The organism is Streptomyces sp. NPDC007901 (assembly GCF_042959465.1).
Taxonomy (GTDB): domain Bacteria; phylum Actinomycetota; class Actinomycetes; order Streptomycetales; family Streptomycetaceae; genus Streptomyces.
This window is the reverse complement of the sequence record NZ_JBIBKW010000036.1, coordinates 37,247-60,493: the sequence shown is the minus strand read 5'-3', so window position 1 is coordinate 60,493 and position 23,247 is coordinate 37,247. Positions and strand designations below refer to the sequence as shown.

Below are 23,247 nucleotides of genomic sequence, written 5' to 3'. Positions count from 1 at the left end.
CGTGGGTCACGACCGCTCATGATCGCGGAGGTGGTGACCCTCCGTTGCTCCGGCACCAAAAGTGATCCAGAACCACTTTTCAGCCGTCGCCGACATGCGGGCCCGCCGTTTCGATGGGCGGCCACCGCCCATCCAGCCGCCACGACCACCGACCCGGCGAACCCTCCCGGTCACAGCGCCAGCCACTCTTTCTGAGGGTTGACCTTGCCCTTGGGCCAAGTCTCAGAGTGGCGCTATGGACACCAGATCAGCTCAGGAACGGCTCCTGTCCGAACAGCGTGCCTACTACCGCGCCCTCGCCCCGAACTACCTCAACCAGCTCCTCGACCTTCCCGGCGGCGCCGAGCTGACTGAGGCGCTCGACGAGTTCCGGCCGACAGGCCGCGTGCTGGAGCTAGCCTGCGGTCCCGGCACCTGGACCCCTCAGCTGCTCCGTCACGCCACCGACGTCACCGCCGTCGACGCGTCCCCGGAAATGCTCGCGATCGCCGCGAGCCGAGTCCCTGATGGTGCCCAGGTGACATTCGTCGAAGCAGACCTCTTCGGCTGGGAACCTGACCGCCGTTATGACGTCGTCTTCATGGGGTGCTGGCTCTCGCACGTGCCGGCCCGGCGATTCGAGTCCTTCTGGTCTCTCGTGGCTGCCGCCCTCGCACCGCAGGGCCGCGTGTTCTTCGTCGATGACCGCTACCGGACGCCGGAGGAACTCGTCGAGGGCCCGGCATCTTCCACCATCCAGCGGCGCACCCCTGACGGGACGGCCTACCGCATCGTGAAAGTTCCCTATGAGCCGACGGAGCTGGAAAGGCAGCTTCGCCAGCTCGGCTGGGACATCACCGTTACGTCGACAGCAGGCCCGTTCTTCTGGGGCGCCGGAAACCGGATCGGGGAGTTTCGTTAGACACTGGCTTCTCCGACCATGAGTGGACCTTGGTGGTCAGCCCCCTCGGAAGCCTCCGAGCCTTTCGCCTGCCCCCCTTTGTGGTGGCCGACGGCGCGGGCAGCGCGTGCTTGGGGCACCAGCGGCGTGCTGGTGAGCGCGCACCGAGGTGGAGCCGACGTTGACGTCCTAGCCGATCACCCCCTCGGCGTCGGCCGCGTCCCGCACGTGCCGGAGCAGCCGCTCCCAGGTCCCGTCGGCCGCTCCCGAGGGGGCTGGCAACCATCGCCTACTCGTCATCCGTCAAGTCCCCCTGCTGAGCGCGGCCAGAACAACGAGCTCATGGTCGAAGGGATTCTGCCTGGTTCGAAGCGCATTTCGGGACCGCCCCACGCCCGGTCGGCCTGGCGGTAGCGTGATCGACATGACGGCTGACGGCGAGACGGTGGAGGGCGAAGCCCTGGTAGGCGGCATGGTGAACGCGGGCGCGGTCTTCCGCCACGGTGCCCTGGTGGAACGCCCGGCGCCGCGCACCGCGCCTGCCCTCCATGCCCACCTCCTCGCGCTCAAAGAGCACGGGTTCGACGCGGCTCCCAGGCCGGTTCGTCTCACCGCAGACGGCCGCGAGCAGCTCACCTTCATTCCGGGCGACGTCGCTCTACCGCCGTTTGCGCACTGGGCGATGACAGACACCGCGTTGAGATCGGTGGGAAGACTGCTGCGCCGCCTGCACGACGCCAGTGCGGCCATCGCCGTCGATGCATGCGCCGAGTGGCCCCGGCCCCTGGCCGACCCGGCGGGAGGAACGATGCTGTGCCACAACGACGTGTGCCCGGAAAACGTCGTCTTCCGCGACGGCCATGCCGCAGCCCTGATTGATTTCGACCTGGCGGCCCCCGGCCGAGCAGTGTGGGACGTTGCCATGACCGCCCGCTACTGGGTGCCTATGCTCGACCCCACGTCCGCGGCAGTTCTCTATCCCGCGGGGCTGGATGTCCCGGCACGACTGCGGATCCTGGCTGACAGTTACGGCTTGTCCCCGCAGGAACGCGCCGAACTGCCCGGCGTCATCGAACAGGCCACCGCATCCTGCCGGGCCTTCGTCGCTGACCGAGTGGCTGACGGCGACTCCGCCTACACCCAGGCACTGTCCGAGCACGGTGGCTGGCAGCGCTGGGACCGCATCCAGGAGTGGCTGGCGGCCCCACCGCGAGCTGTTCACGACTGCCCTGTCGAAGTGAGGTGATCGTGCACGTCGACGAGTCCCGCATCGCCAGGAGCAATGCTCAGGACTTGTGGATCGGTGCGGGCAGGGACGCGGAGCGCGTACCTTCCCGAATGATCCTTTGAAGGTCTCCGTGTAGGCCCGCGTTGCAGCGCGGGTCGGGAAGGCACGCCCATGCTCAGCGTAGTCACCGACGACGGCTCGACCCAGTCTGGCTCCCTGATCGACGAGATCGTCCGCGAAGGCGCCCGCAGGATGCTCGCCGCCGCGCTGGAGGCGGAAGTCAACCAGTACATAGCCGAGTTGACTGCCGAGACCGACGAACGCGGGCACCGCCTGGTGGTCCGTAATGGCCACCACCAGTCCCGCACCGTGGTGACAGTTGCCGGTCCGGTCGAGGTCAGGGCCCCACGGGTGAACGACCGACGCGTCGACGAGGCAACCGGCGAGCGGAAGCGGTTCTCCTCGAAGATCCTCGCGCCTTGGTGCCGCAAGTCGCCGAAGATCTCCGAGGTGCTGCCACTGCTGTACCTGCACGGACTGTCGTCGGGGGACTTCGTCCGCGCCCTGGAGCAGTTCCTCGGCGGCACCGCCGGCCTGTCCCCGGCCACTGTCACCCGGCTGACCAAGCAGTGGAGTGACGACCACGCCGCCTTCCAGACCCGGGACCTGTCCGACCGCGACTTCGTCTACGTGTGGGCCGACGGCGTGCACCTCAAGGTCCGCCTCGGACAGGCCCACTCGTGCGTCCTGGTCCTGCTGGGCGTCCGGCTTGACGGCGCCAAGGAGCTGATCGCGCTGGCCGAGGGCCTGCGGGAGTCCACCGAGTCGTGGGCCGACCTGCTGCGCGACTGCCGCCGACGCGGCATGCGCGACCCCGAGCTGGTGGTCGGCGACGGCGCGATGGGCCTGTGGCGGGCACTCGCCGAGGTGTTCCCGGCTGCCTGGCCGCAGAGGTGCTGGGTTCACAAATCCCGCAACGTCACCAACTGCCTGCCGAAGTCCGCGCAGCCTGGCGCGCTGAAGGCAATGCAGGAGATCTACAACGCCGAGAGCCGCGCCCACGCCGAGAAGGCGATCGAGGCCTTCGCGAAGACCTACGGAGCCAAGTTCCCCAAGGCCGTCGCGAAGATCACCGACGACCGGGACGAACTACTGGCGTTCTACGACTTCCCGGCCGAGCACTGGATCCGCCTGCGGACCACGAACCCGATCGAGTCGACGTTCTCCACGGTCAAGCTGCGCACGAAGGTCACCCGCGGGGCGGGCAGCCCGGCAGCGGCACTCGCGATGGTCTTCAAGCTCGTCGAGTCCGCCCAGGCTCGGTGGCGAGCGATCACGGGAGCCCACCTCGTCGCACTCGTGCGCTCCGGCGCCCGATTCGAGAACGGCGTCTTGGCCGAACGGACAGACACGAGGGCCGCGTGATCTTACGGTTCATCTCGCAGGCTGTCCCCGCCAGGAGCAAAGGAGAACCCGATGGACGCGCAAGCAGCCTCCTCCCACCACGTCGTGCAGCGGTACTTCCAGATGTGGAACACGGGCGACACCTCGAGCGCTCCGGAAGTGCTGAGCCCGGACTGGACCGACCATGCACACCCGGAGGTGACCGGGCCCGCTGACGTTCAACGCGCCGTCACGCAGACGCACGCCAGCCGACCAGGACTCCGATTCCACATCGACACGATCCTCGGCAGCGACGATCTGCTGTCCGTGGTCGGCGGCGTCGGCCACGAAAGTCGCCCAGGCACGATCGACAGCCATCTCATCTGGCTGATCCGACTCCTCGACGGTCAGATGGCCGAGATGTGGACCTACCGCCGGAACACTCCCTGACGATGCTGATCCACAACTCTTGACGATTGCTCCGGATCTCTAGGGTATGAGTGCTGGGACGGCTACCAGAAGGGTGGACACCGTCAAGACGAGGTACATGTAGCCCTCGTGAAGGGACTTCCCCTGGCGGATCCGGACGGCGACGAGTTCTGCGTGATCACCCCTACCGGACGGGGCCACAACGCGGCCGAACCATACCGTGGCCCGCGCGAGCCTGCGGCTACCGCGCTGCGCCGGCCAATGCCGCGCGGATGGCGTCCTCGCCGACCGGCTGGCCCTGCGTACCCGTCGCCTGCCGCCAACTGTCGGCCAACCGCCCCGCGTCCACCACGCTTTGCCCCATGGATTCGACGAGTTCGGTCACCGCGACCTTCGCCGACGCGGGGTCCCCGGCGATCGGCAGGTACGAGCGAGCGCTCGGCCGCTCCCGCCGGGCGGGCGAGTGACAGCAGGTGCTGGAAGAAGATGTTCTTGAATGCTTTTACGAGCATGGCGTCCGGGACGTACCGCAGCAGCAGCTCGCTTGAGGTGAGCGACTTGCTGTCTAGTGCTGTGACCGCATAGGTTCGCCGGATCCGGTGTCGGCGCCCGTGGTTTCAAGATCTGCGGATGTCGTCTGGCGTCGGTAGGCGCCGGGGGTCAGGCCGTGTTCCCGCTTGAAGGCCGTGCTGAACGCGAACTCGGATGTGTATCCGATCCGGTTGGCCACAGTCTTCAGCGGAGCATCGGATTCGCGGAGGAGCCGGGCTGCGGTGGTCATGCGCCACCAGGTCAGGTACGACAGCGGTGGCTGACCCACCAAGGTGGTGAACCGCCGTGCGAATGCCGCTCGGGACAACCCGGCCAGTGCTCCCAGCTCTTCCACCGTCCATGGCCGGTGCGGGGCGCGGTGAATGCCCTGGAGCGCGGCGTGGATGGCCGGGTCGTGCAGGGCCGCGGTCCAGCCGGTGGTTGCATCGTGCCGGGGCCGCTCATCGAGCCAGGCCCGCATCACGTACAGCAACAGGGCGTCGAGAAGTGCGGGCAGCAGGGCGTCACTGCCGAGACGGGGCTCTGCCAGTTCGGTCGCGAGGAGTTCGGTGGCTCCGCGCAGTGACGAGTGCTGTCCGAGGCGAACCGGCAGGTGAACGAGCTCCGGGAACTCCCGTAGTAGTGGGTGGGGCCGGGTCCGGTCCATGAGGTAGGCGCCGCAGAGCATCACGGTCCGGGCCCCCGCCCCGGCGCCGTCGGGGTGATCGTCTTGGTGGGGATCGTCGAGCGGCGAGGAGGGGAGGTCGGCCACCGGCATGGCGGGATCACCGGTCACGGAGTGGGCACTGCCGTGGGGGAGGAAGGCAACGTCTCCGGCCTGGAGTTCGATTGGTTCGCCGTCCGGAGGGATCAGCCAGCTCCTGCCCTCCAGGATGAGGTGGAAGCCGGCACCGGCGAAGGGCCTGTGGCGTACGGCCCACGGCGCGTGCCGCTCGGTGCGCGCGTAGTGCGGCCGCCCCATGCGCATGGCGGCGATCGCGTCACTGAGCAGGTCCATTCGGCCAGCGTATCCGGATCCTCGGCATCCGAGACGATCACGTATGCAGAGGAGACGCTGACGAATTAGCCGTCTCGCCCAAGAGCCATACGCTGTCTTCAGAGGTCGTCGAAGGGACATCGGGCATGCGGATCGCGGTATACGGCGCCGGTGGTTACACCGGCAAGCTCGTCGTCGCCGAGTTGGCCCGGCGGGACATCGAGACGGTGCTGGTCGGCCGGAACGTCGATCGCCTCGGCGAGGCAGCCGCCCGAGCTGGACTTGCCGCAGTCGACGGCGCCGCAATACGGCGCGCCGTGTCCGGGGACCACACCGCACTCGTCCATGCCTTCCAGGACTGTGCCGCGGTCATCAACTGCGCGGGCCCGTTCGTTCTGTCCGGCGAAGCGGTCGTGCGGGCCGCCATCGCCGCTGGGTGTCATTACGTCGACATCGCTGGTGAACAGCGCCACCTCGATCGGATCTTCAGCGCCTTCGCCGCGCCAGCCAAGGCGGCCGGGGTGACAGTCGTCCCGGGCGCCAACGACGACGGCCTGCCCAGCGACCTGCTCGCTCACCTCGTAGCCGAACGTGTCCGTCCTGTACGGGAACTCGTCATCGGCCTGGAGCTGGTCCGCAGTGGCGCGATGCCGTCCCGCGGCACTCTCCGGTCGGCGCTGGAGAACATCGACACCTTCACCGGCGGCGGCCTCGGCTACGAAGACGGCCGCTGGCATCCCGATATCGCCGCACGGCGTACGGCACTCACCTTTCCGGACGGCCCCGACCCGGTGCCGGTGGCGAAGTTCCCTCTTCCGGCGGTGGTCACGGTTCCCCGCCACGTCGCGGCACGCCGGGTCGAGGGTGTGGTCCGTGCGGAACTTGCGGCCGCATTTGCCGACATCACCCCCGCGCTCATCGACAGCATTCCCGAGGGACCGCCCGCGGACAGCCGCCGCACTGCGCGCTGGATCATCGTTGTTGAGGCGACAAGCGAGGACGGCCGGTACGCTCGCGGCGTCGTTCACGGCATCGACATGCAGGGAAGCACAGCGGTCATCGCGGTCGAAAGCGCGCGTCGGCTCGTTGCAGACGGTGCCAAGCCTGGGGTCCTTGCCCCGGCCCAGGCCTACTCACCAGCCGACTTCCTGGAGTTCCTCGTCCAGCACGGCGTGCAGTGGAGAGTCGATGCCCGCCATGTGCTGTGACCGCATAGGCTCGCCGAGCTACGTCAGGCTACGGCTTTGAGGGGGCGTCCGCCCCAGCGGATGCCCTTCTCGCTGCGGATGCGGGCCCGTTCCCTGCGTTCGGCGGCCAGGACGTCGCGGTGGCGGGCATTGGCGTTGCGCCACCGCAGGTAAGCGTGCAGGGCCCGGGTCTGCACGGTGTGGTTGGCGTGGTTCGAGTTGGCGATGGTGAACTGCCGCAGCGGCCCGAAGTGCGCCTCAATCGGGTTCGCCCAGGAGGCGTAGGTCGGAGTGAAGCACAACTCGACCTTGTTCTTCTTCGCCCAGCAGCGGATGTCGGCGCCCTTGTGGGCGGACAGGTTGTCCATGATCACGTAGATGGGTGCGCCGTCGGGCCGGGCGGCACGGATCGACTTCAGCGCGGCCAGCGTGTTCACGGCACCTTTCCTGCGGTGGTTGACGCCCCACAGGCGGTCCTCGCCGACCGAGTAGCAGCCGTGGAAGTAGCGCACCCCGTGCGTGCGGTGGTAGGTGGCCGGCACTCGCTCGGGATGTTTCCGTTCGGCCCAGCCCGAGCCCGCGGTGGGCCGGATCCCGAGCGGTCCGAACTCGTCGAAGGCGAACACCCGGTCGGGGAAGCGGTCCAGGACCTCCTCGATCCGGTCCAGCTTCACCTCGCGGTCCGGGTCGGGTGATTCCTTCCATGTCTTGGTGCGCTGGAAGGTGACACCGCGGCGGGCGAGCAGGCCGCGTAACGCCTCGCGGCCGATGCGGATCACCCGGCCGTGGACTTTCCGCAGGTATGCCACGAGTTTGCGCAGTGACCAGCGGGTGAATGGCTGGCCGAGCTTGGTGGGGCGGGTCGTGGCCGCCCGAACGACGAAGTCCTCGTCGTCAGGGCTGAGTTGGCGGGGACGGCCTCCCGCCCATCGAGGGTCCGGGCAGGCCAGGCCGATCTTGTTGAACCGGTGGATGACGTCCCGGACGGTGTCCCCGTCGGCCTGTACCAGCTGCGCGATCACCGGCACCCGGTTCCCGCTGACCGAGGCCAACAGCATCATCGCGCGCCGATAGCGCACCGAGTTGGTGCTGCCCCGGCGCACGATCTGCTGCAGACGCTGCCCTTCCTCGTCGGTCAGTCTGCGCACACAGACAGGCTCGGCCACCGCGCCTCCAACGGTCGGATCGGACCTCATCCCACATCCAACCGCCACGATCGCCACCCCGGCGAACCTATGCGGTCACAGCACTAGCTCGAGGATGGGCCCGTCGCGCTCGGGGCTATAGCTGCACGTATCGATGACCGTCCTGTCGGCCAGTGGGGCGGCGTGCAAGTCGGGGAAGGCCTTGACCGGCACCGTGACCACGACAATGTCACCGGCCGCCGCGGCCTCCCCGCTCGTCGCCGCGGCCCCCAGCGGCCCCGGTTCCGCGGCCGTGTCCGCGAGCGTTTCGGGATCGCGCGAATTGCTGAGCACGGCCTGGTGCCCGGCCTCGATGGCGAGCCGTGCGATGGCACTGCCGATGTGTCCGCTTCCGGTGGATCCCACAGTCGTGGCTTTGTTCACGAGAACCCACACCTTCGGGAGGCTGATGAGCGAACCCATGAAATCGAACGGTCCGCCAGCCTGTACGGACCTCACCCAACGACGCGTCAGCTTCTACCCAGCGCACGCTGTAATTTGCTCTTGGCTGGGGGCTCCGCGATCGGGGTTTCGCGCTCGTAGTCCAACTCCGCGACGGAGATTCGGATGGGGGTCTTGAACGTGGAAGGGGTCTTCCAACCGTCATGCCAGGCCGAGCGACCAACCTCCACGAGCCAGTTCGTCTCCGCGGTCCGGAACACCCGTCGGCCGTACGCCCCGGGCTCCCGCGCCTCCCCACCGGTATCGCTGCAGGTGCGTGTTACCTCGGCGGCCTGCGCAACGGCCTCGTCCCGGCCACCATCGACCGGTATCGTGCGGACCTGCTCCCAGGAGGAGTCTGTCCCCACCGGGCCCTCAACAAGAATCCACCAGCCGCCGCTCATCTCCGATCAGGCCGGTAACGGTTGCAGGTTCAGTCGTCATGAGGCAACCGAATGCTGCGCCGGCTCGCCATCCGCTCGTATGCCGCCAACGGTATCGAACAGTCACCAGCCAAGCGCCTCCAATATTCTCGGCTCCCTCCGGAAGAGACGTATTCCTGGAATTTGCCGGACCCGCATTCGCGCCCCTGCCGTCAACTGGCAGGGAAGTAATGGCCGTTGCCCAGATCGGCGAGCAGGCCGGGCTGAGTGGGCTCCCAGCCGAGGGTCCGGCGGGTGATGAGGCTGGACGCCGGGAGGTCCAGCGTGACCACAGCCGTGAGGAACCCGAAATATCCCGGGAGCATCAGCTCGTCCGCGGGAACGCTGATGGCGGGCAGGCCCAGACGGCTGCCAATGGCCTCGGCGATCTCGCGGAACGGGATACCCCCGTCCTCGACCGCGTGCCAATATCTGCCGGCCGGACCCTTCTCCAGGGCCAGGCGGAACACCGAGGCGGCATCGCGGACGTGCACGGCGCCCCACAAGTTCGCGCCGTCCGCGGGGTAGCCGGCGAAGCCCTTCTCCTTCGCGATCGCGATCAGCGTGGGGAGGAAGCCGGCATCGGTCGTGCTGTGCATGATGGTGGGAATCCGTACGACCGAAGACCGCACTCCCCGCTCGGCGAGGCCGACTACGGCGGCTTCCACGACGTTACGAGCCCGCAGGGTGCCCTTGTGCTCATCGCCGGCGGGAAGGGCCGGGTCCTCCTCGGTTGCCGGCCGGCCCAGGTTCCCCCCGTTCCCGGGCGAGCCTATGCTTCCCGCCGCTACCAGCGGCTTTCCGGTTCCCGCGAGTGCCTCGCCGTACGCGAGCACGATGGGGAGCTCCGCGGCGGCCACGGCGTCCATCCCGCCGGACGGAAGCAGGTCCTGCCTGTGGGCGACGTGGATGACGCCGTCCGAGTCCGCGGCTGCCTCCTTGAGCCCGTCGAGATCCAGGAGGTCGCCGCGGCGCGCCTTCGCGCCGAGCGCGGACACCGCCGCCGCGGCCGTGTCCGACCGGGCCAGGCCGGTCACCTCGTGCCCGGCGGCGATGAGCTCGGCGATGATGTGTGAACCGGAATGGCCGGTCCCGCCAGTGACCAGAACGCGCATGCTGCTGCTCCTTGTGCGTGATGTGGCGCGAGACGTGGTGGTGCGGGTGTGCTCAGCTGAAAGTGCTGACGCCGAGGAGGAAGTTGGTGTGCCTGGCGGAGTAGGCGACGAGGCCCAGCTCCACCAGGCCGGCGTTCTCCAGCGCCCGCGCCACGGGCAGTTGCCCGGTGTCCATCGGGCGTTGTCCCAGGCTCTCCGTGAATGCCGCCACGCCCGCCTTGGCCTGCGCGTCGTCGCCGGCGATGAACACGTCCCAGGAGCGGCCGAACGATCCTGCCCGAGGAGACTCTCGCGATGAAGCTCGGTTCCGTGATTCCCATGGTCGGGATCAGCGAGTCGGTGATCCATCAACCATTGTCAGGGCGCACGGCGTCCTGTTCGCCGACGGCTCGGCCCCGGGGCTCAGCCAGTGAACTCGTTGACGCCGAGGGCGAAGTCCCAGTGGCCAACCCCGTTGCCGGCAAGGCCCATCGTGATCAAGCCCGCTCCTTCCAGCCAGTGCGCCATCTTCAGGCCGCCGACGTCCAGCGGGCGCAGCCCGAGGCTCTCGACGAATGCCGCCACGCCCGCCTTGGCCTGCGCATCGTCGCCGGCGATGAAGACGTTGGGCCGGCCCTTCTCCAGGACGTTACGGAAGATGGTGTTGAACGCCTTCACCACGCTGGCGCCGGCCGGGGCCACCTTGGCGGCTTCCTGCGCGATCGAGGTCTCCTCGCTGTGGGCCAGTCCGTCGAACGTGGCGTTGAAGGGGTTGCTGATGTCGACGATGACCTTGCCCGCGAGCGCGTCTGCGTACTCGGCGACGACCGGAACGACACCGTCGTACAACAGGGCCGTGATGACGATGTCCCCGGCCGGGACGGCGCCCCACTTGCCCGCCGTCGCGCCGCCGCCCAGAGTCTTGGCCAGGTCATCGGCCTTGGACTGATCGCGTCCCATGACCTCGACGGTGTTGCCGCCCGCCACCGCGAGCGTGCCGATGGTACGGGCCATGTTCCCCGTACCGATGAGGGTGATGCTGCTCATGAGCTGTGCTCTCTTCCTGTTCTCGAGGTGTCGCTCTGTCTCGTTCGTGCCGGGTCAGGCGCAGGGCATCGGCCGCGACGTTTCTGGGCCGACTGCGGCGCCTTTCCCGGCACTTCCGGCTCGTCTTCCGCCGGCAGATCGGGATGGGTGAACCTGCCGCCATTCCAAAAAAAGAGGGCGGCATTCCTGGTGTGTGGTTCAGATGGCGGTGGTGCCGCCGTCGGCGACCAGTTCCAGGCCGTTGACGTAGCTGGAGTCGTCGGAGGCGAGGAACAGGGCGACGGTGGCGATCTCTTCGGGGCGGCCCATCTTTCCGCGGGGGATGAGGGACTCGAATGCGGCCTTGGTCGCCTCGTCGAACAGTTCTTCCTGTTTGGCGGTGGCGACCTGGCCGGGGGTCAGGACGTTGACCCGGATCTTGCGGTCGCGCAGTTCGTTGAGCCAGACGCGGGCCCAGGCCTGCTGGACGGCTTTGCTTCCCGCGTAGAGGCTCCAGCCGGGGAAGGCGCCGAGGGAGGCGTTGGATCCGGTCATGAAGATCGAGCCGTTGTCGTTGATCAGCGGCAGTGCCTTCTGCACGGTGAACAGGGTGCCGCGCGCGTTGAGCCAGAAGGCGCGGTGGAACTGCTCCTCGCTGATCTCGCCGAGGACGGCGGGTTCACCCGTCCCGGCGCTGGCCCACAGCACGTCGATCGAGCCCTTTTCCCGCTTGACGGTGTCGTACAAGCGGTCCAGGTCGTCCAGTTCGGCCGCGTCACCCTGGACGGCGGTGACATTGCCGCCGATCAGTTTGACGGCGTCGTCCAGTGCTTCCTGCCGCCGAGCCTGGATGAAGACGTGCGCTCCTTCCTCGACGAACAGCTTGGCGCCGGCCAGTGCCATGCCGGTGGATCCGCCGGTGATCACCGCCACCTTGCCATCGAGCTTTCCCACGATCACTCCATTGAATTACCGAGTATCCGAAACAGTTCAATACGGGCCTTGCAGCCGAGCGCCGAAGTTGAATTCCCGCGCCGAATTTACTCTGGCCCCATCGGGTGTCTATTCAAGATGCCATTTTCCTGAATGGCTGTCCAAGACCTCTTTCAGTCGCGGTGATACCCTGAAGGCATCACCGGACCGGGAGGCTCCATGGATCTGGACCTGCGTAAGCTGCGCTACTTCGTCGCCGTCGCCGACAGGCTGCACTTCGGCCGCGCCGCCGATGAGCTGCACATCGCCCAGCCGGTGCTCAGCCGCCAGATCCGCGCGCTGGAGCAGGATCTCGGCGCCTCGCTGTTCACCAGGGATCGCCACGGTGTGGCTCTGACCGACGCGGGCCGACAACTGCTGGCCGACGCCGGCCCACTGCTGGCCTCCGCGCACGCGGTCCGCCGCCGGGTGACCGTGGCCGCGAGGGGCAGCCGGCGGCTCATGGTCGGCTTCCGGGCAGGCATCGCGGTCACCCCGGCGGTACGGCTGTTCGCCGACCGGCACCCGGACGTCCTCGTGGACGTGCAGCGCATCGAATGGGACGACCAGGCCGCGATGTTGCTCGACGGCCGCATCGACGTCGGCTATGTGCGACTGCCCATCGACGAGGCCGGCCTGCGCGTCACCCCGCTGTACACCGAGCCGCGGCTGGCGGTGCTGCCCGCCGGCCACCGACTGGCCGGCCGGGAGCAGATCACCGAGGCCGACCTGGCCGGCGAGCCGCTGGTCTGGCATGCCGACACCAGCACCCAGCCCACCAGACGCCCGCACCCCAACGCCGGGTACCTGGTGCGCGGGGTGGACGAGACACTCGAGCACGTCGCGGCCGGCCGGGGCATCTCGTTTCTGGCCCGTTCGGCGACCGTGTTCTACTCACATCCAGAAGTCAGCTATGTACCCATCCCGGATCTGACGCCCGACCAAGTCTGCCTCGCTGTGACGGAATCGCGCACCTCGCCGTTGGTCGACGACTTCTTTTCCGCGGCTCAGGCAACGGCCGAGATCACGGCAGAATGCGGAAACTATGAAATGTGGCAGCTCGGAAGCGATGCCGTTTCAAAGCACGGTTGAGCAGCTCGGCCGGCAACAACAGCACCAGCCAAGGACACGTGGCCACGGTAGTGGCGAAGACATTGAGCTCGGAGCCGGAGGAGATTTTGGCGCACAAAGAGAATCGGTATCATCGCGCGCGGTTGTCTGTAAAACAATGAAAATGGTGTGGCTCGTCTGCATGGAATTCTGAGCTGGAGTTTTGCCTGATTTCCGGTTGGCTGGCGATACGACAGGGCTCCGTCATTCTCGTGATCGGCCGGGAATGATCACGTGAGTCCGAGGGTTGTCGGCGGCCGAATCATGTCCCTTCCGCGGCGGCGCAGGCCCTCGGCGAGGTCGTCCTGCCCCGCCAGGCGGAGCGCGTCGTGGCCAGGTTCCGCCAGGAACTTCGCATGGTCGGTCTGGGTCCGCAGTGCGTCGAAAGTCACCACACCGCGCCGGTCAGGTCCAGCGGCTCCAGCTGCGGTCGGTACGCGGTGATCTCATTGCTCTTGGCGTCGACCTCACGCTGGGCGAGCACGATGCCGTCGTCGCGCAGCGCGGACAGCAGATGGACGCGGCGGCTGTCGGCGCGGATCGCGCCGCGCAGGGACTTGCCGTCCACCGCGACTGCTGCCCCCACCGGGCCGGACGGCGGGTGCTCGTCTTCGTCGGCCGCGCGGGAGGCGTCCGCAAGGGCGGTGAGCCAGCCGCTGATCGCTGCGGAGAGGGCGTCGCCGTCGACGCGTTGCAGTACCCGGCGCCCCGGCGCACGGTCGTCTCGCTGGGGCCCGGTAGGCCCTCCAGAGCCGGTCCGGATCGCGCAGCGCGGCCTCGCGCCGTAGAAGGAGCTGGTCAGGGGCGTTGGCGGCCCACTCTGCGATGGTGGTCAGGGACTTCGCTCCGGCCAGGAACGCGTAGGCGGCCAGGGTCAGGACGTACGACAGCGGGTGGCGTCGGCCCCGCAGGCGGCGCGGGTCGGGCAGGCGGCGCAGCCGGTCCAGCAGGCCCGGGCAGGTCATCGGGACGGGCCGGATCGGAACTGGCGAGTTGGCCAAGAAGCCCGGCGGGGATGGGCGATGATGACGCGTCAGGCACGGTCTTCCGCTGTGGTGATCGGTGAATTCGACACTCCATGTTCACCGGTATCCGGGCCTGCGCGTCTGCTGTGCCCTTCAGCGGAAGTCGGCCACCGCGGTCTCGGCTTCGGTGCCGAGTCCGGACGAGGCGTGCTGTCAGTGCCTGGCCCCAGTGCCCGGGTTCAGAGGCTGGTGAGCAGTTGCAGGCGCTCGGCGCTGGGCGAGCCCTGGTCGGCGTGGTAGACGACAAGGAGTTGCTGTGCCTCTGGCCTGAGGAGCTTCTCGTAGTGCAGTTCAAGCTGCCCGACCAAGGGATGGTTGAACCGCGTGTAGCCGGCGGCGCGGCGGCGCACTTCCCGTCTGGCCCACAGCGTGCGGAAGCGTTCGCTGGCGACCGTCAGCTCGCCGATGGTCTCCAGGAGTTCGGGATCGGCGTCGTCGATGCTGAGGGTCGCGCGAAGTCCGGAGACGGCTTTGGCGGTCACGTCGTCCCACTGGGGATAGAGGCTGCGCATCTCGGGCTCGAGGAACACGGCTCGCAGGGGGTTGCTCCCCACGGCGAAGAACGGACACAAGGCCACAGCCAGGCGGTTGGCGGCGACGACGCGGCCGGCTGTCCCCTGGGCATAGGCGGGTGTGAGGGGCCAGCCGTCGAGCAGGGGCTGGAGGGCGGCCTGGCCGGTCTGGGAGCGGGGACGGCGTCGCCGGGCCGGGGGCGTGGGGTGGGCGAGGCGGTGCAGGTAGGCGACGGCGTCGTCATCGAGTTGCAGCGCCGCAGCCAGGCTCTCGAGGATCTGGTCGGAGGGATGCTGGTTGCGGCCCTGCTCCAGGCGCAGGTAGTACTCGGGGCTGATGCCGGCGAGGTGGGCAACCTCCTCCCGGCGCAGCCCCGGAACACGGCGGCGCTCTCCGGCGGGCAGGCCGGCCTCCTGAGGGCTGAGCTGTTCCCGCCGGGCCCGCAGGAAGTGGCCGAGGGTGTCCGCCATGTCGTTCATCGGGTCTGTCCTTCGTGGATACCCCGGCCTTCAGGCCGGGGTGGGGGTACCTCCCGCTTGCGGGGGAGAAACGAAGCTCCTGCGGAGCAGGGCAGGGAAAGCCGGTTCGCCGCCAGGGCGGACCGGCTTGCACCGGCCACCGACCGACAACCGCCGCTCACACGGAATCTGATAGTCTGTGAGGCGTGACGCGGCAGGTCAAGCGGGCGTTCAAGTACCGTTTCTACCCCACGGACGAGCAGGCAGCCGAGCTGTCGCGCACGTTCGGCTGCGTCCGCCTCGTCTACAACAAGGCGCTGGAGGAGCGCACCCGGGCCTGGTACGGCGAGCGGCGCCGGATCTCCTACGTGCAGTCGTCCGCCGCGCTGACGCAGTGGAAGAAGACCGAGGAACTGGCCTTCCTGACGGAGGTGTCCTCCGTTCCCCTTCAGCAGGCGCTGCGGCATCTTCAGGCAGCGTTCCAGAACTTCTTCGCCAAGCGCGCCAAGTACCCCCATTACAAGAGCCGCAAGAAGTCCCGCGCGTCGGCCGAGTACACCCGCAGCGCCTTCAAGTGGCGCGACGGGAAGCTGACGCTGGCGAAGATGGACGAGCCGTTGGACATCCGCTGGTCGCGTCCCCTCCCCGAAGAGGCGGAGCCGACCACGGTGACCGTGTCCCGCGACAGCGCCGGGCGCTGGTTCGTGTCCCTGCTGTGCGAAGACACCACCGCCCCGGCCCGTGCCACTACCAACGTGGTCGGCCTGGACGCCGGGATCACGTCCCTGGTGACCCTGTCCACCGGAGAGAAGATCACCAACCCCCGGCATGAGCGGCCTGACCGTGCCCGGCTGGCCCGCGCGCAGCGTGAGTTGTCGCAGAAGGCGAAGGGCTCGGCGAACCGGGAGAAGGCCCGCCGCAAGGTCGCCCGCGTGCACGCGCGGATCGCCGACCGGCGCCGGGACTTCCTGCATAAACTCTCGACTCGGCTCGTCCGTGAGAACCAAACGGTCGTGATCGAGGACCTCACCGTCCGCAACCTGCTGAAGAACGGCAAGCTCGCGCGCGCCATCTCCGACACGGCGTGGACGGAACTGCGCTCCATGCTGGAGTACAAGTGTGCCTGGTACGGCCGCGAACTCGTCGTGATCGACCGCTGGTTCCCCAGCTCGAAGCTGTGCGGAGCCTGCGGCACGGTCGCGGCGAAGATGCCGCTGAACGTGCGTGAGTGGACGTGCGACTGCGGCGCCGTGCATGACCGCGATGTGAACGCAGCGCGCAACATCCTGGCCGCCGGGCTGGCGGCGTCTGCCTGTGGAGACGGTGTAAGACCTCAACGGGAGTCCTCCCGCACGGGGCAGTCGTCGGTGAAGCAGGAAACCCAGCGGGCGACCGCTGGAATCCCCCGCCTTCAGGCGGGGGAGGAAGTCAACCTTCGACGCTAGTCGGCGAGCAGGCCGAGCCGGACCAGACTGCGCGCACTCGCGACCACACTCTCCTCGTTCGAGCGCGGTGCCCAGCCCAGGTGCTCACGGGCCTTGGCATTGTCGGCCCGGCGGACCACGCCCAGCTGCGGGACCGTCTCGCGCAGCTGCGGGCTGACCGTGGACAGCAGCCGCAGCATCCAGGCGGGGGCCGACCGGGTGGGGGCCTTCGCAGCCGCTTCGCCCAGCCGGGAGCGGAGGGCGAACGCGATCTGCTCGAAGGAGATCGGCTCGCCCGCCAGTGCCAGGTACCGCTGCCCGGCGGCAACCGGCGAGGTCATCGCCTTGATGTGCAGGTCGGCGACGTCCCGGACGTCGACCGTATTGGTCCAGATCGGCGGTGCGGCACGCATGGCACCGGTGAGCATCGCGTGGATGATGCGGATCGAGCTGGAGTAGTCGGAACCGAGTACCGGACCGAAGATCCCGACCGGGTTGATCGAGGTGAGTTCCAGACCGTTGCCCTCGGCGGCGATGAAGTCCCACGCCGCGCGCTCGGCGACAGCCTTCGACCTGACGTACGGGGTCACGCCGGGCCCGTCCAGGCTCGTCCAGTCGGCTTCCGTGAAGACCCGGTCCGTCGGGCCGTGGCCGTAGCCGACCGCGGCGAACGAGGACGTCAGGACCACGCGCCTGACATCGGCGTCCCGCGCGGCCCGCAGCACCCGCAGCGCACCGTCGCGGGCCGGGACAATCAGCTCGTTCTCGTCCTTCGGACGGGAGTTGGGGAACGGCGAAGCGATGTGCAGAACATAGTCAGCTCCCGCTGCGGCCCGGTCCCAGCCGGCGTCGGAGGCCAGGTCCGCCTCGACGTAGGAGACCCCCTCCCGCCCCGGCGCCTCCGCCACGGAGAGCATCTTTTCGACGTCAGGTTGCCGCTTCAGCGAGCGCAGCGTGGTCGTGACCTTGTGCCCCGACGTCAAGAGCCGCGCGATCGTGTGGGAGCCCAGGAAGCCGGTCCCACCAGTAACGAGTACGTGTGCCATGACGGCAGGATCACCGTGCACGACCGCTTGGTTCCAGATCCTGCTGTTACTGGTACCCGCAGGGACAGGCATGACGGCCGTGTCGTCGGTTCTCCCCACCAGTCATGTGGCCAAGTGGCACTGCGGCTGGCCAACTATCGCTGCGAGCCACATCTGCCTGCCGTTCGATCACGCATCACCAACACGGCTGAGCTGGGGCATGGAGGGCCATATCCGCCGCATCGGGCCCACCGCGAGGACGACTGAGCACTGGGTCTGCCGGACGACGCCTAGGACGGGCTGCGGGCCGCGTTCACCGCATGGGGCCGGCCACAGGACCCACACGGAACAACGTGGACCGAATGGGCCGAGTTGGCAGCCGCCGACTGGGGCGAAACCGATCGCTCCGGCACGCGCAGCCGCAGCACGGTCGCCGGGCCGGGACCCACTGGGCGCCGGTCTGGGACGTGATGCGGACGCTTGCCGAGCCACATGGACCCGAACACGTGCGACTCGTCGTCTGGTTCGACTGATCACGGAAATCCGGTCCCCGACACAGCTTGACTTCTCCATTGGCAGGCCATTCCGTGCCCGGTGGGCACGGGGCAGCTGTTCAGTCGAGGATTGCGGTGGCTTCGATCTCGACCAGATGGTCGGGGATGTCCAGTGCTGCGACGCCTATCAGGGTGGTCGGCGGGACCGGGGTGACTCCCAGCTTCGCGGCCGCCCGGGATATGCCTTCCAGGAGCGGGGGCATCTTGTCGGGGGTCCAGTCGACGACATAGAAGGTCAGTTTCGCAACATCGCCGAAGGAGCCCCCGGCCTCGGCCAGGGCGGAGCCGATGTTGAGGTAACACTGCTCGACCTGAGCGGCGAGGTCGCCTTCGCCCACGGTGACTCCGTCGGCGTCCCAGGCGACCTGCCCGGCGATGAAGACCAGCTTCGACCCGGATGCGATCGACACCTGCCGGTAGACATCGATCTTGGGCAATCCGCTGGGGTTCACCATGGTGATAGCCATGCTGTCTGTCTCCTTGTCATGAGTGCCCGTGGGCTCGCGTCCACGCGATCAGGGCGCTCTCACTCTCTTGTGGTTACTCGGAAACCGTAGGAGAGTGAACGCTGACGTGGAAGAAAGCACTTTTCAGTGACTGGGGAACCTGATGGTGACCAAGCAGTTCAGCGGCTCACCGGACGAAGCGGACTTGAGACGCGCGGATTCGTTGGCGCGGGAGATCTTCTCCGACGTTGCCAACAAGTGGGCGTTCCTGATCATCGAGACCCTCGGTGAGGGCACCCTGCGCTTCAGCGAACTGCGGAATGAGATCGAGGGCATCAGCCACAAGATGCTCACCCAGAACCTGCGCATGCTGGAGCGCAACGGCCTCGTCGAGCGCACCGTCCACCCCACGGTGCCACCCCGGGTCGAATACACCCTCACCGAACCGGGCCAGGGTCTGCGCGCAACCGTCGACGGAATGTGCGACTGGACCCACACCTACCTCGGTCACATCGAGACCGCCCGCCGCCGCTTCGATGCTTGACGCCTGCAGCGCGCGGGAAGATCCACCGGCCGCCCCACCCCAGGTGGTTCACCGGGTCGATGGCGGTGATGCTCGAAGCGGCCAACTGGCGTGCTCCGTCGAGTGGATCAGCTGAGGTGGCTCAGACGGCGCTGAGTTTCGGTGGCTACGACGAGATGGACGCCCCTGCTGGGTGGAGTCCGAGCGGTTGGCGGACTGCGGTCGGGTGCGGGTCGGCGCCCGGCAGCACGGTGAGGAGATTTTCGTCGGTGTGGTCGCCTTGACCGCCGTACTCGTCATGCCCCGGGGTGTACGGCGCCTGGCCGCGCCTTTCACGCCCCCGCCGCCGGCCCGTGCCCCGCGGGCCGCGGTCATGGCGACCGGTGCTCATCGTCAGGGTCGGCGGTGCTGGCCGCGTCCCGCAATGCGTCCAGCAGGCTGCGCAGGGCCGGTTGGCCGAGGGCGGTCTTTCGGACGGCAGCCGAGATCACCCGGACCGGTTCGGGGTTGCGGACCGGGCGTACGACGACACCGGGGTGCTGGTTGCGCAGCCCGAGCCGCGGCATCAGACCGACGCCGAGGCCGGCCGCGACGAAGCCCTGCGCCGTGGCGTAGTCCTCGCTCTGGATGACGAAGTCGGGGCTGAAGCCGGCCGCCGCGCAGGAGTCGATGACGGGCTGGAGGCAGGGACCGGGGGGCTCGCTGCCCACCCACTGCTCACCGGACAACTCGTGCAGTTCGATCATCTCCTTCCCGGCGAGAGGGTGTCCGAGTGGCAGTACGGCCGCGTACGGGTCGTCAAGAAGGTGGACGAGCTGGAAGCCGTCGCCCATGCGGTCCTGTGCCGCGACAACCACGGCCAGATCGGCCCGGCCTCGTGCCACCTCCTGGAACGGGTCCTCCGGGTCGGTGAGTTCGAGGTCGACGCGGACGCCGGGGTGCTGGGCGCGGAGTCCGGCCAGGGCCGGCGCCATCAGGGTCGAGCCGGCGGTGGCGAAGTAGCGGACCGACAGCCGGCCGGTGCGCCCGGCGCGGAGGTCGGCGAGCGCGGTCTCCGCCTGGGCGAGCGCCGTACTGATCAGCGCCGCGTGCTCGGTGAGCAGCAGCCCGGCCGCAGTAGGGCGCACCCCGCGTCCGACCCGCTCCAGCAGCGCGGTACCGGCCTGTTTCTCCAGCGCCGCCACCTGCTGGCTGACGGCGGACGGCGTGTAGCCGAGGTGGGCCGCGGCGGCGGTGACCGTGCCGCTGGTGACCACCGCGCGCAGGACCTGAAGTCGCCTCACATCAAGCATGTAGTACAGCTTAACGGTATGGGTAGAAGCGTTTGCTTGTTCTCAAAGCTCGACTGGGGCACCGTCGTAGGAGTCGCAGGCCAGGACGAGACAACCACCCGACGAGACAACGAGAACGGAGAAACGCCATGACCGACACCGGCGGCACGCGGGCACTGTGGGGCGGCGTGCGGGTGGCCGTGCTCGCCCTGCTGTGGGGTTCGACCTTCCTCTGGATCGAGCTGGCGCTGCGCGGGCTCTCCCCGCTCCAGGTCACGTTCGCGCGCTGTGCCCTCGGCGCGCTCGTCCTCCTCGTCGCCTGCTATGCGACGGGGCACCGGCTGCCGACGGGCGTCGCCGTCTGGCGGCACATCGTCGTCGCGGCCTTCTTCTGCAACGCCCTGCCGTTCGCGTTGTTCAGCGTGGGCCAGCAGACCGTCGACTCCGGGCTCGCGGGCGTCCTGAACGCCACGACCCCGCTCTGGTCGATCATCCTCGGTCTCGCCCTCGGCTCGGAGCGCGGGCTGCGGCCCGTCCGGCTGGCAGGGCTGCTGCTCGGCTTCACCGGCACGATCGTCATCTTCGCCCCCTGGCAGACGACCGGGGCCACCGGCTGGGGTGCCCTCGCGATCCTGGGCGCCGCCGCCAGCTACGCCGTCGCGTTCACGTACATGGGCCGCACCCTGGTCCGCCGAGGCACGCCCACGCTCTCGCTCTCCGCCGCCCAACTCCTCGCCGCGAGCGGGCTGACCGCCCTCGCGGTGCCGATCGGCGGTCTGGACGCGATCGACCCCGGCCCGACGGTCATCGTCGCGGCAGTCGCCCTCAGCGTGTTCTGCACCGCGGCCACCTTCCACCTCACCTACCGGATCATCAACGACGAGGGCGCGACCAACGCCGCCGTGGTCGGCTACCTGCTGCCGGTGGTGTCCGTACTGCTGGGAGCCGTTGTCCTGGGCGAGGACCTGAGCATCCGGGTGGTGCTGGGCATGGCGGTGGTGTTGTTGGGTGTGGGGATGACCCGAAGGCAGGCGACGACCACGGCGCCCGTGGAAGCCGTGGCGGCCGCCGGGGAGCCGGCAGGCTCCGGACTTGCCCCGGACCTCCGCCCTGTCGGCACCGAACCCGCCCTGGAGGACTGCCTGTCCGGCGCCCCGCGCCCCGGCGTGGACAAGACCGGTGGCCTCGGGCTCACTTGAGCCCAGGCCGCGCGGTACGACTCGAGTGCCTGCCGCGCCGGGCCGCGCCGGGCACGAGGATGTGCGCGAACGCGGGGCCCGTGCCCGGTCGACCCGCCGGAAGGCCTGACGACGTGGGCGGGCGGGATGTCCGGCGCGCCGGTTGGATCATGATGGCGGATCGGTTGCAGGGGGAGTCGCGAGCGGGGCGGGGGCGGTGCATGGATCAGCCGGGGTGTGCAGCCCGGCCGCGCGGTCGCTGCATGGGCTGCGAAATTCGCTGTCCGGTTGCCGGGGCACGGTGACAGATACCCGTTGCGGCAATGACACTTGAGTTCTCTGCCCTGCGGCGGCTGATTGACGAACGGTCGACCGCCTTCCGTGCCGCGGTCGCCTCGGTCCCCAGCCTCGACGTGCAGGTGCCGACCTGCCCCGAGTGGACGCTGTTCGATCTGGTGCGGCACCTGGGTGGTGGGGACCGCTTCTGGGCTGCCATCGCCGGCGCGGGACCTGCTGACGCTCCACCGGCCGAGGCCGCTGCCGAGCGGGCCGTAGGCGCTGCGCCGCGGGAGCGTGACGCCCTGCTGGCCTGGTTGGCCGAGTCGACCCAGCTGCTGCTGAGCGCGTTGCGCGAGGCGGGCGAGGATCGCAGTTGCTGGACGTGGTGGGGTACGTCGCACTCGCCGCGGAACTCCGGTGGCGTCGCCCGGCACCGGGTACAGGAGAGCGCGGTGCACACCTACGGCGCTCAGGTCGCCCTGGGCGCTTCGCAGCCGCTGTCGGTGGAGGTGGCACTCGACGGCGTCGACGAGTTCCTGTCCACCTGCTGCGCGACGACGGCCGCCTGGCCGCACAAGCCCACTGCCTTCGACTTCCATGCCACCGAGGGCTACTCCTGGCGCCTCACGGTCGACGGGGCCGGCGCACGGCCCGCCCGTCTGCCTACCACGGTTACCGGCGAAGGCCCGGACGCCGCCGGTGCCTCTGTCAGAGGCACGGTCAGTGAGCTGGTCCTCTTCCTCTAATACGGTATCCCGGCGGACTCCGTACGGATCGAAGGAGACGCAGGTCTGTTCGAACTGCTCCGCGCCGGAGGAGTAGGACGCAAAGGTGCGCCACGTGCTGCGCTCCGGGCCGAACGGGGGGCACGAATGCTCAGCTTCGCCGGGTCTGCCGGAACTCGGCACCGCCTGCAGACGGTTCACCGGCGCCGGCCCGGCCGCATGTGCTCTGAGACGGCATCTGTTTTCCGAATGTGATCGTTTGGTTCGGGCTGGGGGCGTGAACTCTGTCTGGCGGCGGGAGAGATGGGCAATCGGTCTGCTGGAGGCCTGGGAGAGGCAGGTCCGGGAAGAGGCGGCGCGACTGCGGGAGGAGGCTGAGCGGGTGCAGGCCGCCCTCGATGAGGGGGAACGGGCACTTCGGCGTCCTGCGCATGCTCGTGTGACAGTCGCCGAGGTGCTGGCCGAGCCGCCTGTCACTGTCGCGGTCGCGCGTCCGGGACCGAGCCCCGCTGGACGGCGACTTCGCTCTAGCGGCCGGCTCCACCGCCACCTGCGCCTGGCCTCGGTTCATCTACCTGGAGCAGGCCGCCGACGCTGCCCTGGAGTACGTGCAGACCCTCATCCCGTGGACTTCTGCCAGTTCCTCGGTGACCTGGTGGTGACCCACGCGAAGACCCGCGAGGCGCAGGACAGGTCCTTCTGCGACCTCGCCACTGGCGTCACCACCGTGACCCGCGTCCGATCCAAGGCCTTGCCCGGTCAACGGCTCGCTCAGCAGCACACCGCGATTCTGCGCCTGGCGGACATGCCGCAGCTGGCCGGCTGTGCAGTGAGCGCCTGCTTCTGAACCCCGACCTTGAGGGAGGTGCCGACGAAACGGGACCTGCGGAAGTGACGAAGGGTGCGACCGGGGGTCGTTTCATGTCGAGTCCGCCCAGCCGG

The 23,247-nt window shown here is 68.7% G+C and carries 21 protein-coding genes and 4 pseudogenes; 11 read left to right on the top strand and 14 right to left on the bottom strand.

Annotated elements, in window-relative coordinates; all coding sequences use genetic code 11:
- Positions 1-235: 235 nt before the first annotated feature.
- Complete coding sequence (locus ACFZDK_RS52225) at positions 236-901, top strand: methyltransferase domain-containing protein (protein WP_390985503.1); 666 nt, start codon at positions 236-238, stop codon at positions 899-901.
- A 22-nt stretch (positions 902-923) separates the two neighbouring features.
- Here the strand turns inward: ACFZDK_RS52225 and ACFZDK_RS52220 are convergent.
- A pseudogene (locus tag ACFZDK_RS52220) lies at positions 924-1,171 on the bottom strand (IS5/IS1182 family transposase); the annotation flags it as partial.
- A gap of 133 nt (positions 1,172-1,304) precedes the next feature.
- Between ACFZDK_RS52220 and ACFZDK_RS52215 the strand changes: the two are divergent.
- The 3 genes and pseudogenes from ACFZDK_RS52215 to ACFZDK_RS52205 all read left to right on the top strand — a co-directional run bounded on the left by ACFZDK_RS52215 (position 1,305) and on the right by ACFZDK_RS52205 (position 3,941).
- A pseudogene (locus ACFZDK_RS52215) lies at positions 1,305-2,121 on the top strand (phosphotransferase enzyme family protein).
- Between the two features lie 158 nt (positions 2,122-2,279).
- Positions 2,280-3,533 carry an IS256 family transposase gene (locus tag ACFZDK_RS52210; RefSeq protein ID WP_390985501.1) on the top strand — a complete coding sequence of 418 codons (1,254 nt, stop codon included), beginning with the start codon at positions 2,280-2,282 and terminating at the stop codon, positions 3,531-3,533.
- Positions 3,534-3,584: 51 nt separating this feature from the next.
- Entirely contained in the window at positions 3,585-3,941 is a 357-nt protein-coding gene (locus ACFZDK_RS52205) for a nuclear transport factor 2 family protein (RefSeq protein WP_390985498.1), read from the top strand.
- A gap of 544 nt (positions 3,942-4,485) precedes the next feature.
- Here the strand turns inward: ACFZDK_RS52205 and ACFZDK_RS52200 are convergent.
- On the bottom strand, positions 4,486-5,469 hold the full coding sequence (locus tag ACFZDK_RS52200) for a cupin domain-containing protein (RefSeq protein ID WP_390985496.1): 984 nt from the start codon (positions 5,467-5,469) through the stop codon (positions 4,486-4,488).
- Positions 5,470-5,594: 125 nt separating this feature from the next.
- On the opposite strand from ACFZDK_RS52200, the gene ACFZDK_RS52195 reads away from it, so the two are divergent.
- Positions 5,595-6,656 carry a saccharopine dehydrogenase NADP-binding domain-containing protein gene (locus ACFZDK_RS52195; protein ID WP_390985493.1) on the top strand — a complete coding sequence of 354 codons (1,062 nt, stop codon included), beginning with the start codon at positions 5,595-5,597 and terminating at the stop codon, positions 6,654-6,656.
- Positions 6,657-6,679: 23 nt separating this feature from the next.
- On the opposite strand, the gene ACFZDK_RS52190 is transcribed toward ACFZDK_RS52195, so the two are convergent.
- The 6 genes from ACFZDK_RS52190 to ACFZDK_RS52165 form a co-directional block, all read right to left on the bottom strand.
- Positions 6,680-7,801, bottom strand: coding sequence for an IS630 family transposase (locus ACFZDK_RS52190; RefSeq protein WP_390985490.1), 1,122 nt, complete (start codon positions 7,799-7,801; stop codon positions 6,680-6,682).
- Between the two features lie 75 nt (positions 7,802-7,876).
- Positions 7,877-8,242 (bottom strand): NAD(P)-binding domain-containing protein, encoded by a 366-nt coding sequence (locus ACFZDK_RS52185; RefSeq protein WP_390985488.1) that lies wholly within the window; start codon positions 8,240-8,242, stop codon positions 7,877-7,879.
- 613 nt (positions 8,243-8,855) lie between these two features.
- Entirely contained in the window at positions 8,856-9,797 is a 942-nt protein-coding gene (locus ACFZDK_RS52180; RefSeq protein ID WP_390985485.1) for an NAD-dependent epimerase/dehydratase family protein, read from the bottom strand.
- Positions 9,798-9,849: 52 nt separating this feature from the next.
- Positions 9,850-10,047, bottom strand: a complete 198-nt coding sequence (locus ACFZDK_RS52175; RefSeq protein ID WP_390985482.1) for a hypothetical protein — start codon at positions 10,045-10,047, stop codon at positions 9,850-9,852.
- 152 nt (positions 10,048-10,199) lie between these two features.
- Positions 10,200-10,823 (bottom strand): NAD(P)-binding domain-containing protein, encoded by a 624-nt coding sequence (locus tag ACFZDK_RS52170; protein WP_390985479.1) that lies wholly within the window; start codon positions 10,821-10,823, stop codon positions 10,200-10,202.
- Positions 10,824-11,021: 198 nt separating this feature from the next.
- Positions 11,022-11,756 (bottom strand): SDR family oxidoreductase, encoded by a 735-nt coding sequence (locus tag ACFZDK_RS52165; RefSeq protein ID WP_390985476.1) that lies wholly within the window; start codon positions 11,754-11,756, stop codon positions 11,022-11,024.
- Positions 11,757-11,954: 198 nt separating this feature from the next.
- On the opposite strand from ACFZDK_RS52165, the gene ACFZDK_RS52160 reads away from it, so the two are divergent.
- Positions 11,955-12,866: a LysR substrate-binding domain-containing protein gene (locus ACFZDK_RS52160; protein ID WP_390985473.1), complete on the top strand. Its 912-nt coding sequence runs from the start codon at positions 11,955-11,957 to the stop codon at positions 12,864-12,866.
- A 406-nt stretch (positions 12,867-13,272) separates the two neighbouring features.
- Here the strand turns inward: ACFZDK_RS52160 and ACFZDK_RS52155 are convergent, their stop codons facing one another.
- From ACFZDK_RS52155 to ACFZDK_RS52145, 3 genes and pseudogenes are all read right to left on the bottom strand, one after another.
- Positions 13,273-13,470, bottom strand: a complete 198-nt coding sequence (locus ACFZDK_RS52155) for a hypothetical protein (RefSeq protein WP_390985517.1) — start codon at positions 13,468-13,470, stop codon at positions 13,273-13,275.
- A 208-nt stretch (positions 13,471-13,678) separates the two neighbouring features.
- Positions 13,679-13,849: pseudogene (locus tag ACFZDK_RS52150) on the bottom strand (transposase family protein); the annotation flags it as partial.
- A gap of 239 nt (positions 13,850-14,088) precedes the next feature.
- Positions 14,089-14,901: a helix-turn-helix domain-containing protein gene (locus ACFZDK_RS52145; protein ID WP_390985470.1), complete on the bottom strand. Its 813-nt coding sequence runs from the start codon at positions 14,899-14,901 to the stop codon at positions 14,089-14,091.
- 185 nt (positions 14,902-15,086) lie between these two features.
- Here ACFZDK_RS52145 and ACFZDK_RS52140 point away from each other — a divergent pair, with 185 nt between their 5' ends.
- Positions 15,087-16,325 (top strand): RNA-guided endonuclease TnpB family protein, encoded by a 1,239-nt coding sequence (locus ACFZDK_RS52140; RefSeq protein WP_390985468.1) that lies wholly within the window; start codon positions 15,087-15,089, stop codon positions 16,323-16,325.
- Here the strand turns inward: ACFZDK_RS52140 and ACFZDK_RS52135 are convergent.
- Entirely contained in the window at positions 16,322-17,350 is a 1,029-nt protein-coding gene (locus ACFZDK_RS52135) for an NAD-dependent epimerase/dehydratase family protein (RefSeq protein WP_390985465.1), read from the bottom strand. The genes ACFZDK_RS52140 and ACFZDK_RS52135 overlap by 4 nt on opposite strands.
- A 592-nt stretch (positions 17,351-17,942) precedes the next feature.
- Positions 17,943-18,350, bottom strand: coding sequence for a Rid family hydrolase (locus ACFZDK_RS52130; protein WP_390985463.1), 408 nt, complete (start codon positions 18,348-18,350; stop codon positions 17,943-17,945).
- A 142-nt stretch (positions 18,351-18,492) separates the two neighbouring features.
- On the opposite strand from ACFZDK_RS52130, the gene ACFZDK_RS52125 reads away from it, so the two are divergent.
- On the top strand, positions 18,493-18,873 hold the full coding sequence (locus tag ACFZDK_RS52125) for a winged helix-turn-helix transcriptional regulator (RefSeq protein ID WP_390985460.1): 381 nt from the start codon (positions 18,493-18,495) through the stop codon (positions 18,871-18,873).
- A gap of 350 nt (positions 18,874-19,223) precedes the next feature.
- Here the strand turns inward: ACFZDK_RS52125 and ACFZDK_RS52120 are convergent, their stop codons facing one another.
- Entirely contained in the window at positions 19,224-20,144 is a 921-nt protein-coding gene (locus ACFZDK_RS52120) for a LysR substrate-binding domain-containing protein (RefSeq protein ID WP_390985458.1), read from the bottom strand.
- 128 nt (positions 20,145-20,272) lie between these two features.
- Between ACFZDK_RS52120 and ACFZDK_RS52115 the strand changes: the two genes are divergently transcribed.
- From ACFZDK_RS52115 to ACFZDK_RS52105, 3 genes and pseudogenes are all read left to right on the top strand, one after another.
- On the top strand, positions 20,273-21,322 hold the full coding sequence (locus tag ACFZDK_RS52115) for an EamA family transporter (RefSeq protein ID WP_390985455.1): 1,050 nt from the start codon (positions 20,273-20,275) through the stop codon (positions 21,320-21,322).
- A 267-nt stretch (positions 21,323-21,589) separates the two neighbouring features.
- Positions 21,590-22,392, top strand: a pseudogene (locus ACFZDK_RS52110) (maleylpyruvate isomerase family mycothiol-dependent enzyme); the annotation flags it as partial.
- Positions 22,393-22,930: 538 nt separating this feature from the next.
- Positions 22,931-23,152 carry a hypothetical protein gene (locus tag ACFZDK_RS52105; protein WP_390985453.1) on the top strand — a complete coding sequence of 74 codons (222 nt, stop codon included), beginning with the start codon at positions 22,931-22,933 and terminating at the stop codon, positions 23,150-23,152.
- Positions 23,153-23,247: the final 95 nt, after the last annotated feature.